At 58.7% G+C, this 14,435-nt stretch carries 17 protein-coding genes and 1 pseudogene; 4 read left to right on the top strand and 14 right to left on the bottom strand.

What is annotated here, in order from left to right; all coding sequences use genetic code 11:
• Positions 1–12 precede the first annotated feature (12 nt).
• Positions 13–1,038, bottom strand: a complete 1,026-nt coding sequence (mdtN, locus tag ACLEXF_RS16430; protein ID WP_004205352.1) for a multidrug transporter subunit MdtN — start codon at positions 1,036–1,038, stop codon at positions 13–15.
• A 6-nt stretch (positions 1,039–1,044) separates the two neighbouring features.
• On the bottom strand, positions 1,045–1,317 hold the full coding sequence (locus ACLEXF_RS16435) for a YtcA family lipoprotein (RefSeq protein ID WP_004205353.1): 273 nt from the start codon (positions 1,315–1,317) through the stop codon (positions 1,045–1,047).
• A 224-nt stretch (positions 1,318–1,541) separates the two neighbouring features.
• Between ACLEXF_RS16435 and yjdI the strand changes: the two genes are divergently transcribed.
• Together yjdI and ACLEXF_RS16445 are read left to right on the top strand one after the other, a co-directional pair.
• Positions 1,542–1,772 carry a 4Fe-4S mono-cluster protein YjdI gene (yjdI, locus tag ACLEXF_RS16440; RefSeq protein WP_004205354.1) on the top strand — a complete coding sequence of 77 codons (231 nt, stop codon included), beginning with the start codon at positions 1,542–1,544 and terminating at the stop codon, positions 1,770–1,772.
• Positions 1,773–1,783: 11 nt separating this feature from the next.
• A complete protein-coding gene (locus tag ACLEXF_RS16445) occupies positions 1,784–2,056 on the top strand; it encodes a GNAT family N-acetyltransferase (RefSeq protein WP_002916201.1) in 273 nt (90 codons plus the stop codon).
• Between the two features lie 83 nt (positions 2,057–2,139).
• Here the strand turns inward: ACLEXF_RS16445 and ACLEXF_RS16450 are convergent.
• The 10 genes and pseudogenes from ACLEXF_RS16450 to fimB all read right to left on the bottom strand — a co-directional run.
• Positions 2,140–2,790: pseudogene (locus ACLEXF_RS16450) on the bottom strand (EAL domain-containing protein); the annotation flags it as partial.
• Positions 2,787–3,692 (bottom strand): fimbrial protein, encoded by a 906-nt coding sequence (locus ACLEXF_RS16455; protein WP_407259980.1) that lies wholly within the window; start codon positions 3,690–3,692, stop codon positions 2,787–2,789. The pseudogene ACLEXF_RS16450 and the gene ACLEXF_RS16455, both read right to left, overlap by 4 nt.
• A 17-nt stretch (positions 3,693–3,709) precedes the next feature.
• Positions 3,710–4,195: a fimbrial protein gene (locus ACLEXF_RS16460; RefSeq protein ID WP_072500825.1), complete on the bottom strand. Its 486-nt coding sequence runs from the start codon at positions 4,193–4,195 to the stop codon at positions 3,710–3,712.
• 27 nt (positions 4,196–4,222) lie between these two features.
• Positions 4,223–4,750: a fimbrial protein gene (locus tag ACLEXF_RS16465; protein ID WP_201357547.1), complete on the bottom strand. Its 528-nt coding sequence runs from the start codon at positions 4,748–4,750 to the stop codon at positions 4,223–4,225.
• A gap of 10 nt (positions 4,751–4,760) precedes the next feature.
• A complete protein-coding gene (locus ACLEXF_RS16470; protein ID WP_407259596.1) occupies positions 4,761–7,373 on the bottom strand; it encodes a fimbrial biogenesis usher protein in 2,613 nt (870 codons plus the stop codon).
• Between the two features lie 81 nt (positions 7,374–7,454).
• Entirely contained in the window at positions 7,455–8,138 is a 684-nt protein-coding gene (locus ACLEXF_RS16475) for a fimbria/pilus periplasmic chaperone (protein ID WP_407259981.1), read from the bottom strand.
• A gap of 70 nt (positions 8,139–8,208) precedes the next feature.
• The gene (locus ACLEXF_RS16480; RefSeq protein WP_004205362.1) at positions 8,209–8,745 is read right to left on the bottom strand and encodes a fimbrial protein; all 537 of its coding nucleotides are present in this window, start codon (positions 8,743–8,745) and stop codon (positions 8,209–8,211) included.
• Positions 8,746–8,816: 71 nt separating this feature from the next.
• Positions 8,817–9,365 carry a type 1 fimbrial major subunit FimA gene (fimA, locus tag ACLEXF_RS16485; protein ID WP_004205364.1) on the bottom strand — a complete coding sequence of 183 codons (549 nt, stop codon included), beginning with the start codon at positions 9,363–9,365 and terminating at the stop codon, positions 8,817–8,819.
• Between the two features lie 481 nt (positions 9,366–9,846).
• Complete coding sequence (gene fimE / locus ACLEXF_RS16490) at positions 9,847–10,455, bottom strand: type 1 fimbria switch DNA invertase FimE (RefSeq protein ID WP_004205365.1); 609 nt, start codon at positions 10,453–10,455, stop codon at positions 9,847–9,849.
• Between the two features lie 455 nt (positions 10,456–10,910).
• Entirely contained in the window at positions 10,911–11,516 is a 606-nt protein-coding gene (fimB, locus tag ACLEXF_RS16495) for a type 1 fimbria switch DNA invertase FimB (RefSeq protein ID WP_004205366.1), read from the bottom strand.
• Positions 11,517–11,684: 168 nt separating this feature from the next.
• On the opposite strand from fimB, the gene ACLEXF_RS16500 reads away from it, so the two are divergent.
• Positions 11,685–11,945, top strand: coding sequence for a hypothetical protein (locus ACLEXF_RS16500; RefSeq protein ID WP_017899261.1), 261 nt, complete (start codon positions 11,685–11,687; stop codon positions 11,943–11,945).
• A 348-nt stretch (positions 11,946–12,293) separates the two neighbouring features.
• Here the strand turns inward: ACLEXF_RS16500 and ACLEXF_RS16505 are convergent, their stop codons facing one another.
• A complete protein-coding gene (locus tag ACLEXF_RS16505) occupies positions 12,294–12,539 on the bottom strand; it encodes a hypothetical protein (protein ID WP_043520897.1) in 246 nt (81 codons plus the stop codon).
• A gap of 385 nt (positions 12,540–12,924) precedes the next feature.
• On the opposite strand from ACLEXF_RS16505, the gene ACLEXF_RS16510 reads away from it, so the two are divergent.
• Positions 12,925–13,878, top strand: a complete 954-nt coding sequence (locus ACLEXF_RS16510) for a nickel/cobalt transporter (RefSeq protein WP_407259597.1) — start codon at positions 12,925–12,927, stop codon at positions 13,876–13,878.
• On the opposite strand, the gene ACLEXF_RS16515 is transcribed toward ACLEXF_RS16510, so the two are convergent.
• Positions 13,875–14,381 carry a MarR family winged helix-turn-helix transcriptional regulator gene (locus ACLEXF_RS16515; protein ID WP_004205381.1) on the bottom strand — a complete coding sequence of 169 codons (507 nt, stop codon included), beginning with the start codon at positions 14,379–14,381 and terminating at the stop codon, positions 13,875–13,877. The two genes, ACLEXF_RS16510 and ACLEXF_RS16515, sit on opposite strands and share 4 nt — an antisense overlap.
• Positions 14,382–14,435: the final 54 nt, after the last annotated feature.

Here is a 14,435-nt window from a genome sequence, read left to right on the forward strand (position 1 = left end):
CGCGTCGCCCGGCTACGGCTGCAGCACGGCGCTGGCCGAGGCGCCCATGCGGAACAGTTCCGGATCGGGATCGCTGACGGCGATTTTCACCGGGAAGCGCTGCGAGACGTGGACCCAGTTAATGCTTTTCTGGATCAGCGGCAGGCCTTCGATGACGCTCCCGCCTTCGGGCAGGACGCCGGAGCCGACCGAATCCACCACCCCGTTAAAGGTCCGGTTGTGGTTGGTCATCACGGTGATGCGCGCCGCCACCCCAGGGTGCACGTTGTTCAGGTCGGTTTCGCGGAAGTTAGCGATCACATACCAGCGGTCGTCATCCAGCAGGGTGAAGACTGGCTTCAGCGCCGAAGCGTACTGGCCGACGGTGGTTTTCAGCGCCACCACCACGCCGTTGAACGGCGCGCGCACTTCGGTGAATTCCAGATGCAGTTCGGCGAGGGCGATTTGCGCCAGGATCCCGGCGCGTTGCGCCACCATGGCATCCACGCCGGTCACAGCCGCCGAGGCCTGTCTGGCCTGCAGCAGCGTGGCCTCCAGCTCCGCCCGCGCCGCTTTCTCGGCGGTGCGCGCCTGATCGAGATCTTCCTGCGAGGCAAACCCCTGCGGCACCAGCGGCTCAAGGCGGATGCGCGTGGAGGTGGTCTGCTTGACCAGCGCTCTGGCGCGCTCGACGGCGGCCGCCACCGACTGGGCGTTATACTCCTGCGCTTTGATGGTGCGCTGGGTCAGCATAATCTGCGCGTCGAGGGTCGTCAGCCGCGCTTTCGCGTCATCGAGCATCGCCTGATAGGGGCGGGGGTCGATGCGGAACAGCAGATCGCCTTTTTTCACCCGCTGGTTATCGCGAATGGGCATCTCCACGATGCGCCCGCTGACCTCGGGCACCACATCGATGGTATCGGCGTAGACATAGGCGTCATTGGTCTCTGGCGACGTTTGCAACTGCCAGATAACCAGGATCAGTGCCAGGATGGCGGCCAGGACCAGCGCCAGCAGAGGCCATTTCTTGCGTAACAGGGGAGTGCGGGAAGTAGTCATAAGCGATCAGTGAACAAAAAACAGAAACCACAGCAGTGTGGCGAACAGGAACATCAGCGCGACATAGCTGAAGACCAGGGGAGAAAAGCGAGGCTGCCAGCCTTTACGGGTAATCAGGATATGGCAGGGGATCAGTAAAAACGCCCCGCCCAACAAGCAGAAAAACCAGCCGGGGAATGCGGCGCCCAGTACCGGGATCGCTGGTGAGAGTGAGCAGCCGGTCAGCGGCAAGACGAGCAGTAGCCGCGCTGGGCGGGCTATGGTGGCAATATGATTCAATGGAACATCCCTGAGTGCTCTTACCAGTGTGTCATGAGTGTAATCGCCTCGTTGCGGGAATGAAAGTCAACCGTTCGTTGACTGCGGGATCCTTGCGCGCCGGGAGAGGGGGAGGATGCGCCAAATCGCTCTCCTCACGCCCATTACCGACTTGCGCATAGTCAGCCGTCAAGCGGAGGACTATGCTTAGCCTGAAAGTCATGAAACAAGACCGAGGCAATGTCATGGATAAGGAATTACTGGAAGCCGGCTACCGGGCCTACACCGGGGAGAAAATCGACGTCTACTTTAATACGGCGATCTGTCAGCATTCCGGGAACTGCGTGCGCGGCAGCGCGAAGCTGTTCAATCTCAAGCGTAAGCCGTGGATCATCCCGGATGAAGTAGATGTCGCGACGGTGGTGAAGGTGATCGATACCTGCCCGAGCGGCGCGCTGCAATATCGTCATAAATAAGCGAGGAGAAGATGGAAATACTGGAAGGGCACAACAAATTTTATGTTAACGACGCGCAGGGTAACCAGGTCGCGGAGATTGTTTTTGTTCCCACCGGCGAACACCTCAGCATTATCGAACATACCGATGTCGATCCCAGCCTGAAAGGCCAGGGGGTGGGGAAACAGCTGGTGGCGAAGGTGGTGGAAAAAATGCGCCAGGAGCAGCGGAAGATTATTCCTCTCTGCCCGTTTGCCAAACATGAATTCGATAACACCCGTGAATACGACGATATTCGCGCCTGACGTACCGGCACCGGTGTAAACCGGTGCGCTTTTCTCTCGCCAGCGAATCCACGCCTTTAGTCACTCATCGCTTCCCCTCATGCCTGTACAAATGCCGACCGTGAGTTTGCTGATGAACGAGGCGGCTGCCTGTGCGGAAAGCGAGGGGCCAGATGCGGGTGATATTCCACCAGCTTTTTCACCCCCGCCAGCCGCTGAGCGTAGAGCGTTTTCTGGCTCAATCCGAGACGTTGCGACTGCTCGCCTATCGTCTGCCCTTGCAGCAGGGCGAGGAGCGCTTTGAGCTCGGCATGACTTAAACCGGCGGCCCGTTTTCGGTGGATCAGGGCGGCTTCACTGGCAAGGCGTTCAAGCCGCGGCGCGTTCTTCAGCCGATGGATCAGTTGCGCGCAGGGGAGGTCGGCAGGAGCGGCATGGACGTTGCGCAAACGATCCGGATGGCTCACCTGATAAAGCAGCGTTCGCCACAGCCAGATGGCCGGGCTGCGGCTAAGCATCAGCATCGGCAACGGGCGTGATGCCTGGTCGAGCAGCCTGGCCGCCTGGCGCAGTGTGGTGAGCATCCACAGGGGATCGTCAGGAAGAAAGACCACGATCCGCTTCACCGCGGCCAGCTCCCGCAGAGAGACGCCCTCCACCGGCAGCACGACGGGCCGCTTCCCCGCGTTGTGCATCAGCTGGCTCAACCCACGGGCGGCCAGCGAGCAGGGAGAGAGGATGTACTCGGTCATCATTGATAGACAAAGGTAATGCCGATGATCGACTGCACGTTGCCGGCGGTTACCTGGCCTGTGGTCCGGGCGTAGGTCGCCGTCAGGCCGAGATTGACCGGCGAGGTTCCGACGGTGCCCAGTGAGACCGTGCTGTTCGCCGGCACGGCGCTGCCGTTGCGGGTAAGCTGGACGCCTATCCCTTGCGCCGGCGAGGCGGAGGCGGTGTTAGTGAAGATCGCGTTAGCGCTGTCCGCGGTGGCGCCGGAGAGGTAATACCCCAGCTGTTGGCTCTGCGCGCAGTGCACGGTGAGCGGCACGGCCATGGAGCCCGGGTAGTCGGGGAGGGTGACGGTGACATCGCGGGCGGAGACATCGCAGCCGCCGGTGGGGACCACCACGTCGTTATTGGCGTAGATATTCCAGATGAACTGGAAGGAGTCGCTATTGTAGTTGTTGGTCTGATGCAGGATCAGCACCGCGATTAACGATCCTGCGGTGATCGCCACCCCGCCGGCGGTGCTGACCGGCGTCAGATACAGGACGGCCGGCCAGGGCTTATCGGTCCGGGAATCGTAAATCATCCGCGCCGTTTCCGTGGTGGTCGGGAAGGGGTAAGAGGTGCCATTATATTTCACGGTGCCAGAGAAACTTGACAGCACACCGCCATAGGCGGATCCGCGCTGCAGGGTCACGTAGTCAGTGATCGTTTCCGGATAGTCGTTATGGCAAAAAATCTGCGTGGAGAGGTCGACCACCAGGTTTTGCCCGACGTTGACCGCCGGGGTCAGGTTAACGTAGACGTTGGCTGAGCCGCCGCCGATGGGGATCGTCGCGCCGGTGGCTGTTTTGCAGGCGAAGGACCAGGCGTTCATCGACCAGCCCAACAGCAGCAGGGTGGTGAATAAAGGGATAATTTTTTTCATCATGATGCTCTCCTGGCTCAGGCGTAGGTATAGGTCACGTTAATCACCGCCTGAATGGTGCCTTGCGTGGCACCGCCGTTGACCGACAGGGCCCTGACCTGCAACGGGAAGCGGGCTGACTGGCTGGCCTCATCCACCTGTACCGACTGGCTGCTGCCATTGTTCAGCGTGGTGCCATCCTCGCTCTGCAATTCGAGCTGAATATTGCCCGCCGTCCCCTGGTTTTTGTAATAGCCGGTGCTGTCCGCCGTTCCGCTGAAGGTGGCCTTCACCCGTGAGGTACCGACGGGGCAGTTGCTGAGATCCAGCGCCACGCTGTGCCAGGCCGATGCCGAGCCTGCGCCAATCAGGCTGAAGGTGTAGAGATCGCCCAGCTCGACGGTGGCATTGACGGTGGAGACCGTGCAGGGTCTGGCCACCACCTTCCCGTTGACGGTAAGGGTGACGTCGGCCGACCGCAGGGAAGGGCTCGCGGTTAACAGGCCGGCCAGCAGCCAGCCCACGTGGGTCCATTTCATTTCAGCCTCCACTTACTGAAATTCCAGGGTGAATGTTGCTGTCGCATTGACATGCCCGGGGGTGACGGGCACCTGCGTGGCCATCAGACGGGCGTAAAAGTTCAGGATGTTGGTCTGGCCCGGCATCAGCGTGGTCCAGGCGATGGCTGACGACGGGGCATTGACAGGCAGCCGGGACTGCTGCTGGTCGAGAATGTCCACCCCCATTCCCGCCGCCGCCGAGGCGCCGGCGTCGAGTTTTAACAGGCTGGTATTGACGCTGTCCGCCACGCCGGTGAAACCGACCTTCACCGCGGTGACGGAAGTGCCGCAGGGCGATAGAACGATACGGAACGGCACCGGCGGGGTCGTCGCCCCGACGGCGTAAAACTGCTTCGCGGCGTTGTCCTGCAAATCGACGGTGAAATCCTTCGACTCTCCGGCCACCGCGCAGGCGTTGTCGCGCACATAGCCGCTGATGGCGATCGTGCTGTCGGCAGCGAAGGCCAGCGGCGCGAACAGAGCGAGCAGGGCGCTCAGCAGAAACTGCGGTGTTCTCATCATCATCTCCTTAGCGACACGCGACGGACAGCTGGCTGAGCGACTGCTGCTGGCTCTCCGGCGGCAGACGATAATCGGCCACGCACTGGGCGTCCGGGCCATCGCCCCATTTCACCCGCACCTTGCCCGCCAGCGGCATCCCGCTGAGGTAGACCTGACCTTTATCCGCGACGATGCTGCCGCTCTGGTTGCTGTCGCTGGTGGCGAGGGCGCCAAACGGCACCGGTTTGCCGCGATGGGTCAGCGTCATCAGAATCTTCATTCCCACCTGGGCGTTAAAGCTGGCGCGGACGATCGCCCCATGGGTAGGCACCACGCTGACCACTGCATCGTCAAGATCGACATTGTCGGCCAGGGTATTGGTGTCCAGCGCGACCCGGTTTTCGCGATACTCGGTGGCATACGGCAGGACGGCATACCCGCGCCAGTCGGTGCGTACCCCGGTCTGGTTTTCTACCTTCACGCCGCCGGCGCCGGGGGCTTTCACCAGCACTACGGTATCGTTCAGCGGCTGGCTCAGGGTGATGCCGTTGGCGTGCGCCAGCACGCCGCCGCTGACCCCGTAGTAGAGCTGTTTGAAACCATCGCTGCGGCTGTAGCCGACGTTGGCGTTGCCGTAGCCGCCGCGGTAGTTGAGCGCGGTATAGCCGGTGCTCCCGCTGTCGCCGTTGCCGCCGCCCGCATAGCCGGTCTGCACGCTATAGCTGAGGTTATTGTCTTCCAGCAGGGTGCCGTACAGGCCCGCCAGATTGGTCATGCGGCCATTGAGATCGTGCGACAGGCTGTAGCTGGCGCTGGCGTGCCGCCAGACCGAACGGCTATCGGAACGCAGCCAGTGGCTGAAGGGGATATTGACGTTGACCGCCAGCATCTGATCGCGCCCCTGCTGCCAGGCATTTTTCGTCAGGCTGTAGCTTAGCGACCAGTTGATATCGTCTACGGCGGCGTTGAGGCCGGCCTGCAGTTGCTCATCGGCATCGTCGGTGCCCCAGTAGGTCTGGTGGCTGCCGCTCAGATAGAGGGTGGCGGTGCGCCCCAGCTGTTGGGTCACGCTCAGCTGCACCTTACCGCGCTTGCTGTAAGCCAGATTGTAGTAGTCGGTAAATTTGGGTTTCACCTGGATAACCCCGTCCTGGGTTTCCACGCTGTAGCCGCTCATCCGGCGGTAGGTGGTATCGGCAAAGTTATAGTAGCCGCGGGTGGAGTAGCGGTAGCCCACCAGCTGCAGGTTGGTGCCGGTCTCATCCAGTGACTTGTTATAGAGAAAACGCACCGACTGTCCCTGATGCTCGCTGTCGTCAGGCAGGGTGGCGTTGGCCTGGGTGATATCCAGCGATAAGGCGCCGAAATAGCCCATGTTTTTCCCCACCCCGAGGTTAAAGGCGCGATAGCGGTCCGCCAGCTGGGTGCCGCCGTACAGGGTCCAGCCGGCCGGCAGGCCATGCATGGCCGTGCTCTGGAAAAAATCGGGCGTTTCCTGTTGGTTGTTGCCGCTGCGGTACTCCCCGGCGGTGAGGGCGAAGCGGGTATGGCCTTCGCGCTGCAGCACCGGCACCGTTGACCAGGGCACGCTGAAGACCTGGCGGGTGCCATCCGCTTCTTTAATGGTGACCTGCAGATCGCCGCCGTTGCCCGCGGCGTAGAGATCGTCGATGGTAAACGGCCCCGGCGGCACCGTGCTCTGGTAGATTTCGTAGCCGTTTTGTTTGACTGACACCTGCGCGGTGCCGCGGGCGATCCCGTGGATCACCGGCGCGAAGCCTTTCTGGCTGTCCGGCAGCATATTGTCATCCGAGGCCAGCTGCGCGCCGCGGAAGTTGATCCCGTCGAAGACATCGCCGTTGGTGTAGCTATCCCCGAGGGTAAGCCGCGATCGCAGGGAAATGATGTCCCGCTCAAGCCAGCTGTTGACGTGCTGCCAGCGGTTCTCATTGGATGACGCGCTGCCGCCGCTGCTGTAACTCCAGGTGCTGTTATCGCGCAGGCGCCAGGCGCCGAAATTCAGGCCGCTTTGCAGATTCAGATAGGCGTAACGGCTGTTGCCCCCGGTGGTGTTATGGACGTTGTTGCCGGTGAAGTTATAGTTAACCAGCCCGGCGGTGATGCCGTTATCCCATAGCTCCGGCGGGATATACCCGCGGGCGTGGCTGCCCATAAACGCCTGGGGTACGGTGAGATACAGGCGCTGTTGGCCGACATCGAAGCGGGTGGTGGCTTCGCTGATGAGCGTCGTTAGCGGCACGCAGGCCGTACTGTCCAGGGCCGCCATGCCCGTCACCCGTCCGGTATCCACCCCCATGCTCGCCAGCTGGCCGCGGGTCAGGCAGGGCGACAGGCCATTGCCTTGGGCATCGGCCTGGAAAGTGACGTCCCGGGTGGTCATATAGCCGTTATTGAGATAAATATCGACGCGATAGGTGCCCGGCGGGACCTCCTGGCCTTTTTCAAATCCCGACAGGTCTGCCACCGCCGCCGGATCGTCAGCTAAAAAGCGGGGGTTAAAATAGAGGTCCGCCTGCGCGGCGAACGGCTGTGAGCAGAGCCACAGCGTCAGCGCCGGCGTAATCAGGCGCCGGGCGCTTCGGCGACCCCCATGGTCCAGTCCATATTTTCGATGTGACATAATCCCTCCGGTCCGACGTTGCCCGGCTGTCAGTGCTTCTGGTCATGCGCAGCGTGGCCCGCGCGGCGGGGCACACCAGATTTAACGCAGTACGCCATTCATTTTCGGCGTCAGCGCGCCGTAATCGTTAATGGTGCGATAGGTGATGGTGTTGCCGGCATCCGCAGGCAGCTTGACGCTGGTTTTACCCATCGGCGGCACCAGGGCGTTTTCCAGAATGCGCGTTCCGGCGTTCAGTTCGGTCACCGTCAGGTAATAAGGGGTAGGATTCGTCAGCGTTAGCGACGATCCATTGCTGCTAAAGGTCAGCTTGTCCGCCGCCTGATCCGGGGGCAGGGTCAGTTTTGCCGGTCGGTAGTAGAGCTTGATGCGGCTGATAATCGCCAACTGGAGGGTGTTGTCGCTGAGCTTCGATTTATCCATTGAGGGAATAGCCTTCACGTTCATCCAGAACAGGCTTTCCCGATCCTGCGGCAGCTGGTTATTGGTCGCATCGATAATGCGCAGGGTATTCTCTTTTTTGCCCTGCATGGCAAACAGCGGGGGAGTGATAACAAACCGGCCGTCTCGCTGCCCATCGGCATTTTCCACCCATGACTGAATAAGCCAGGTGCTGTTGTCGTCGTTATTGGTCACCGCCAGCTGGACCTGTTTCTGACCCGCCGGGTAGATGACCCGAGTCGCGCCCAGCGCGACGCCCGCGTGCGCGCTGGCGCTCAACGCGCCGGCGGCGAAAAGCACACATCCCGTCAGTATGCCGCGTATCGTCGTTGCTGTTTTTCTCACATTATCTCCTTGTCTGCTCACGGTGTTGTCCTGCTGGTCTGCGGGTTGATTACTGATAGGTTAATGAGAACCAGGCCTGGGCGTTGGCCGCGCCGCCGGTGACCTGGCGTCCGGTCGCCCGATATTTGGCGACGAAATTTAGCGTCGTCGGTCCGCGGTAGAGCGGCACCCAGCGATCCGGCGGACGATTGAGAGGCAGCTGCTGGCCGTGACTGTCGAACAGCGCGATGCCGATCCCGCTGGCGATCCCCGGGCCTTCACCCACCGACAGCACGTCGGGGTTTTTGCCGTCAGCCACGCCGTGAAATGCCACCCCGACATGCTGGCTGACTGCCGTACTGCAATCCTGTAAATGAATCGTGAAAGGGATCGGGTTGCTGTCTTCGCCCACGTCGTGAAATCGGTTACTGCTGATCTGTCCCAGATTGACCGTCATCTGCCGATCGCCGGCTTCGACGCGGCAGGAACTGGCCATGATCAGGCCCTGAAAGCGCATGCTGCCCCCCGGCAGCGTGACGTTCCACTGATTACCGGCCAGCGCCAGCGGAGGCAGCAGCAGTAGCAGACCCGATTTCATTCCCTGCATCGTTTCACCCCGGTTGCAAAATTAAGCGCGGGCCCTCCTGGCCCGGATGGCTTCCTTGCCTGATGTTTGCCTTACTCGTACTGCACTTTGAAGGTGGCGTCAGCGTTCGCGATACCGGCGGTCGCGGCGCCAGTGGCGTAGTAACGTGCCTGGAACGGAATGATGTTGGTGCCGTCATTCAGCGTGGTGGCTGCGCTGAAGGTGGCGCCGTCCAGCGCCAGCGGCGTGCCGGTGTTGTCGAGGATCTGCACGCCGACGTTGGTCGCGCTGCCGGCGGCAGAGTTTTGCAGCGCCAGAACGGTGGTATTGCTGCTGTCGATGGCCGTACCGGCGAAGGCGACGGACGCTTTGGTTGCTACCGTGGTGTCGCAATCATCCAGCTGAATGTTGAAACCAACGGACGAACTGGTGCTCCCCGCCGTGGCCAGCTTCGCGGAACGCACCTGGCCCAACTGGACGGTTTGATCGATAGAGCCGGCATCCACCGCACAGGCCGCGTTAACGACTTCCCCTTTAAAATGGACGGTCCCGCCGTTAACCGTGGTGGTATCGGCCAGGGCCGCCGCGGAGCTCAGAGACAGGGCTGACACAACAATCATTGCCAGTGTTTTGATTTTCATACTGTTTTCCTTTGAACGATGTCGAAATAACGAACCGGATTGGCAGCCGTTGTGCCTTCCAGGCATTTCAGATTTCAGCCGAGTGGTCTGGCTGCCGGCTCTGCACAGTTTTCGCCCAACCGATGAGACAATTGGGGCCATTTTGACTCGTTGAGATAAACGATCTGTTCGTTGTTTAATCTTGCCTGTTTTTCGGTATTAAAATCTGTTTAATGTGGTTTTATTGGTTATTTAATCTGGTGATGTTAGCGAGAGTGCGAAAGGAAGAGAGATACCGCTGGCGAAGGCGCGCCAATGCAACGGGAGGGCAGGGTGGGGAAAAGTGCGTAATTGACGCTTTAAAAATATATTAAAAACATGTAGTTAATAATTTTTCTGCAGAAATATGGCGTGGTGAGTTGCAAAATATGTCAAAACATTTTTATGATATAAACAGTTTGGCCCCAATTGACCTGTTCACGGTTTATTTTTTTAATTAAATTCAATCAGTTGTATCAACTCCCGATTCTGCAATGCTTTCTCCAATAAGATTATTTCTTTCCCATATTCCAGCGAAACGCGCCGCATTGCTGGCGGTGTAGCGTACCGTGTGTCGAATATTACGATGACCGAGGTAATCCTGGATCAAACGGGTATCTGTACCTCTTTCCGCCAGTTCGTAGCCGCAGGCGTGACGCAGCATATGGGGGTGGGTCTGCGTCACGGTACCCGCCTTTTCCCCGGCGGAGCGAATAATACGATACGCCTGCTGGCGTGAGAGCGGGGTCCCGCGACGGGAGATAAAAAGCGCGTCGGTTTTGGCCGCCGCTTTCCAGCCGGCGCGGACCTGACTCCAGCGCTCAATGGCCTCACGTTCATCAAAGCGCAGCGGGTGAATAGTTGAAAAACCGTTCTTCAACCGCCGCACATTGACCCGGCCTTCCCGTAGATCCAGATCGTGATAGTGCAGATCCAGCAGTTCGCTGATGCGCATCCCGTGGCGAAAGGCGAGAAGGATGAGACAGTAGTCCCGCTCGCCGGTGGCGCCCTGACGCGCGGCCTGCATCATAGCCTGAACTTCTTTGGCGGTAAGAAAACGACGTCGGTTCACAATAATTACTCCTGAAAAAGAGGTGAGGGGTCGTCATGGCGAAACCATACGCCATGACGGAAAAGATCCGTAATGTAAGAACGGTACAAGGTGAAGGCGATTAACCACGTATAGATAGCATATTATATTTACAGCCAGTCAAAATATCGCCTGGCGATAATTCTTAATTTTAGAGATTTTAAGCAAGGTCACAATAGATCTGCTCGGGTTTTATAGCATGTGCATAAAATAAAAGGGATTTTTCACTCGGTAGATTTTAAAAAAATAGCGGGATGGATTTTTAGCCAACAATAAAGAATCACGGCAAAACCGGAATTAATACAGGGTCAATTTAACGATGAGACCGCAGGATTAAATAAGAACTTGCGGGAACAGTAATCATAATTAACTGAGGGTTAATTTATTGCTATTTAATTTCCCCGCAACGCGGTACAACGCCATCCGTGGCGTCAGGCTTACTGAAGCAGCGACAGGCGCTGTTTGTCGCGCGTATTGTCCCAGATACCATAGAAGCGTCCCGCGTTGCTGGCGGTATACCAGACGGTATGGCGAATATTGCGGTGTCCGAGATAGTCCTGGATCAGACGGGTATCGATACCCATATTGGCCAGCGCAAAGCCACAGGAGTGGCGCAGCATGTGCGGGTGGATCTCCAGCGGCAATCCCGCCTGGTCGCCAGAGGAGGCGATAATTTGATAAAACTGCTGGCGGGAAAGGGGATTGCCTTTGCGGGAGAGAAACAGCCACTCGCTGGCGGCCTGCGGCCAGGTGTTGCGAATGGCCAGCCAGCGCTTTAGGGCGTGGATCTCTTTATTCAGCAAAGGGTGGGTGGTCGAAAACCCCTTTTTTAGCCGATGGATATAAACGCAGCGGGAAGCAAGGTCGATATCGGATATTCTCAGGCGACAGATCTCGCTGGCGCGCAGACCATGGATGAAGCACAGCAGCGTCAGGCAATAATTACGTGCGGCATAGGGACCGCTATCGGCGGCTTTAAGTAGTGACTCGATTTCATTCTGAGTCAGGAAGTTCCTTTTTTTAATCTCGGCGTTATTCGTCATAGTGTTCCCTTTTATGGCAGGCAAATATTACGCTTTCCAGGCCTGCGTCAGGTCATTGTTAAATGCGACTGCCTTTTTATTTTTAAACAGCGTGCTGATAACGTTTTTATTTGCTACGGGAGCATGCGGTATCATGGGCTATCGCCATCCCCAGCGATAAGACGCCGTATGCTGAAGGGTAAAGAAAGGGTTAGCTGGTTGAACTGGCGAATCTTTCCTGGAGGTTTCCACGTCCTGTACATCCCTGATCCTCTTGATGATGCCCGCTTGATGATGGAGGCACTGGCTTCCGGCCACGGCAAGGCGGCCATCAATGCCGTCATGATTTATTTCCCGGCAGTTGGGGCGGCACGGCGTCAGCCAGCCGGCCTCCCGTATCTCAGCGACGGGAATGGCATGAGTAATTTCTCAGACAGAATACAACCTTGAACCGTCTGGATAGCATTCACTGCAAAACTACAACAGAGATTAAACCATACTGCAAAAAGCCTGGGGATAATAGCCATTGTCTCTGTGAGGGCACTTTACGTCTTATTTAACGGGTTGAGCTTAATCTTAATGGTGCTGTGGGAGCGCGGGCGGTAATCGGCGGAAGCGGTGATATCAGGCGGTGGGTATAAGAGAGGCATAGGCTGCAGACTGGTGTGGGTAATATTCTGCTGCGAGCTAAGAATAAAGAGCAGGTAGGGGACAGACGCGACGGTCCGGCGTCGCAGGCGGTGTTAAAGGCTCCGGTGGCAGAAGTCCGCGATCTGATATCCACCGGAGCAGGCTGACTTACCATTTTTCGTCGCGGGCTTCCTGACGACCTTCGCGGCGGTTTTCCCGCTTATCGTGACGGCAGCTGGCGTTGCTTTGATTATTATTTCTGACGCACTCTTGCTTGGTTTCACGGCCCTGCTCGCGGCTATCCTGGCGGATATCGCGAGCGTCCTGGCGCTGGTCGCTGCGCCAGGTCGCCTGCGCCGAAAGCGAGGGCGTCAGCAGCGCGACGCACGCCAGGGCGAGTAAGCATCTTTTCATGGGGGTGGTCCTGTTAATGAATATATTAAATTAATAGCAGTTAATGAATATTCGTGCCTGATGCGCAGGATGATAAAGTACAAAAAGTGCCAGGATAGCGATAACTGATTTATTTTTATCTTTTTTAGGTGTGTAACGATTGCTCTAATATGTTATGCAGGGCGTCAACAGCAAAAACAAACGTCTGTGGTATGCTGAAAATATGAAAATGCTTTGTGCAAAGGTAGGGCAGAGGGTAGGTGTAGGAGCCCGCTGATGCTGATAATGCGGAGCCTTGTGACCTTAAGCATTGACGAGAAAAATCCGACAAATTATCCAGGCACTATTGTTCGCCGGGCATGAGATTGTCGTCTGGCGGTTGATCTCTTTTCACCATGGCTTACCGATGATGATACCGACTTCGCAACGCGACTGGCGCCTGCTGGCCGCCGGGAGCGGCGGCCTTCTTCTGCTGGCCGCCGGCATCACCTTGCACAGCCACTGGAGCGACTTCCTCCAGTGGTGCCTCGCCACGCAAATTACCTTGCATCGCTATCTGGTGATGTACCTTCTGCTGCTGAACAACCATCAGTACAGCGGCGGCGTCTGGCTGCTGGTGGGCGCTTTTCTCTACGGCGTGCTCCACGCTATCGGACCGGGCCACGGCAAGTTTATCGTCACCACTTACCTGAGCACCAATCAGGAGAGCCTGACCGCGGCGCGGGTGGTGCCTTTTCTCGGCAGCCTGCTGCAGGGCGTCAGCGCCATCCTGTTTGTCTTTATTCTCGCGGTGGGGCTGAATCTGGCCGCTGGCGATCTCAGCGCCAGCCGCTGGTACGTCGAGAAGATCAGCGCCCTGACCATCGCCGCCTTTGGGGTTTACGTTATCTGTCGTGCGCTGCAGAGCCTGCTGCCGGGTAAAAGGAGAATACGCGCCCTGAGGCCGGCGCATCAGCATGATGCCTCGTGCTGCGGGCACCACGGCGTGGGACACGACCTGCAGGGCGCCGACTGGAAGACACGCCTGGGCGTGGTGCTGGCCATCGGCGCCCGGCCCTGCAGCGGAGCGATTATGATCCTGCTGTTCGCCAACGCGCTGGGGATCGTCAGCTGGGGCATCGCCGCGGTGATGACCATGGCGCTGGGCACCGCACTGTCGATCCTTGGTCTGTCGCTGGCGGTGCACTATGCCCGTCACCGTACCGTCAACCGGCTGACGGCGACCAGCCGTCCGCGGCCCTGGCTGGTGCCGCTGGTGAAGATCCTCGGCGGGCTGGCGCTGATCCTCTTTGCCGCGACATTGTTTTTCACCGTGGTGCCGATCAGCGCTAACGGCGACTTTATCGCCGCCGGCTGTTAACGGCTCTCCAGCAGGCGCATCAATACCCGCAGCGCCTGATCCAGCTGCTGGCGCTCGCCATCGCTGAGCCCCGCCAGCAGCTGCCGTTCATTATCGACATGGGTCTCCACCGCTTCATCGATGCGTTCACGTCCGGCGGGCGTCAGGGCGACCAGCATACTGCGGGCGTCTTCCGGATTGGGCAGGCGGGTAATAAATCCGCGTTTCTCCAATGCCTTCAGGCGATGAGTCATGGTGCCGGAGGTGATCATCAGCGTGGAGAAGAGCTGGGTAGGCGAAAGAATGAACGGCGCCCCGGCTCGGCGCAGCGTCGCCAGCATGTCAAACTCCCAGCGCACCAGCTCATGGCGTGTAAAAGCCACTTCCACCTGCGGCTCCAGCAGCATGGCGCATCGTTTCAGACGGCCAATTGGCCCCATTGGGCTGCAGTCGAGGTCTGGCCGCTCCCGCTGCCACTGGGCAAGGATCCGATCAACGGCGTCGATCGGCGGTGATTTGTCCATAAGTGCTCACTTGTCTTGATATCAAGATAATTGCGTGTACATACTTGCGGCACC

This window comes from Klebsiella pneumoniae complex sp. WS1778 (assembly GCF_049472055.1).
GTDB classification, from domain to species: domain Bacteria; phylum Pseudomonadota; class Gammaproteobacteria; order Enterobacterales; family Enterobacteriaceae; genus Klebsiella; species Klebsiella quasipneumoniae.

Bases quoted from the DNA above. Each gene is read 5' to 3' on its own strand.
- mdtN (WP_004205352.1), bottom strand. From the start codon at position 1,038: ATGACTACTTCCCGCACTCCCCTGTTACGCAAGAAATGGCCTCTGCTG.
- yjdI (WP_004205354.1), top strand. From the start codon at position 1,542: ATGGATAAGGAATTACTGGAAGCCGGCTACCGGGCCTACACCGGGGAG.
- ACLEXF_RS16445 (WP_002916201.1), top strand. From the start codon at position 1,784: ATGGAAATACTGGAAGGGCACAACAAATTTTATGTTAACGACGCGCAG.
- ACLEXF_RS16455 (WP_407259980.1), bottom strand. From the start codon at position 3,692: ATGAAAAAAATTATCCCTTTATTCACCACCCTGCTGCTGTTGGGCTGG.
- ACLEXF_RS16465 (WP_201357547.1), bottom strand. From the start codon at position 4,750: ATGAGAACACCGCAGTTTCTGCTGAGCGCCCTGCTCGCTCTGTTCGCG.
- ACLEXF_RS16470 (WP_407259596.1), bottom strand. From the start codon at position 7,373: ATGTCACATCGAAAATATGGACTGGACCATGGGGGTCGCCGAAGCGCC.
- ACLEXF_RS16480 (WP_004205362.1), bottom strand. From the start codon at position 8,745: ATGCAGGGAATGAAATCGGGTCTGCTACTGCTGCTGCCTCCGCTGGCG.
- fimA (WP_004205364.1), bottom strand. From the start codon at position 9,365: ATGAAAATCAAAACACTGGCAATGATTGTTGTGTCAGCCCTGTCTCTG.
- fimB (WP_004205366.1), bottom strand. From the start codon at position 11,516: ATGACGAATAACGCCGAGATTAAAAAAAGGAACTTCCTGACTCAGAAT.
- ACLEXF_RS16500 (WP_017899261.1), top strand. From the start codon at position 11,685: ATGCTGAAGGGTAAAGAAAGGGTTAGCTGGTTGAACTGGCGAATCTTT.
- ACLEXF_RS16505 (WP_043520897.1), bottom strand. From the start codon at position 12,539: ATGAAAAGATGCTTACTCGCCCTGGCGTGCGTCGCGCTGCTGACGCCC.
- ACLEXF_RS16510 (WP_407259597.1), top strand. From the start codon at position 12,925: ATGATGATACCGACTTCGCAACGCGACTGGCGCCTGCTGGCCGCCGGG.
- ACLEXF_RS16515 (WP_004205381.1), bottom strand. From the start codon at position 14,381: ATGGACAAATCACCGCCGATCGACGCCGTTGATCGGATCCTTGCCCAG.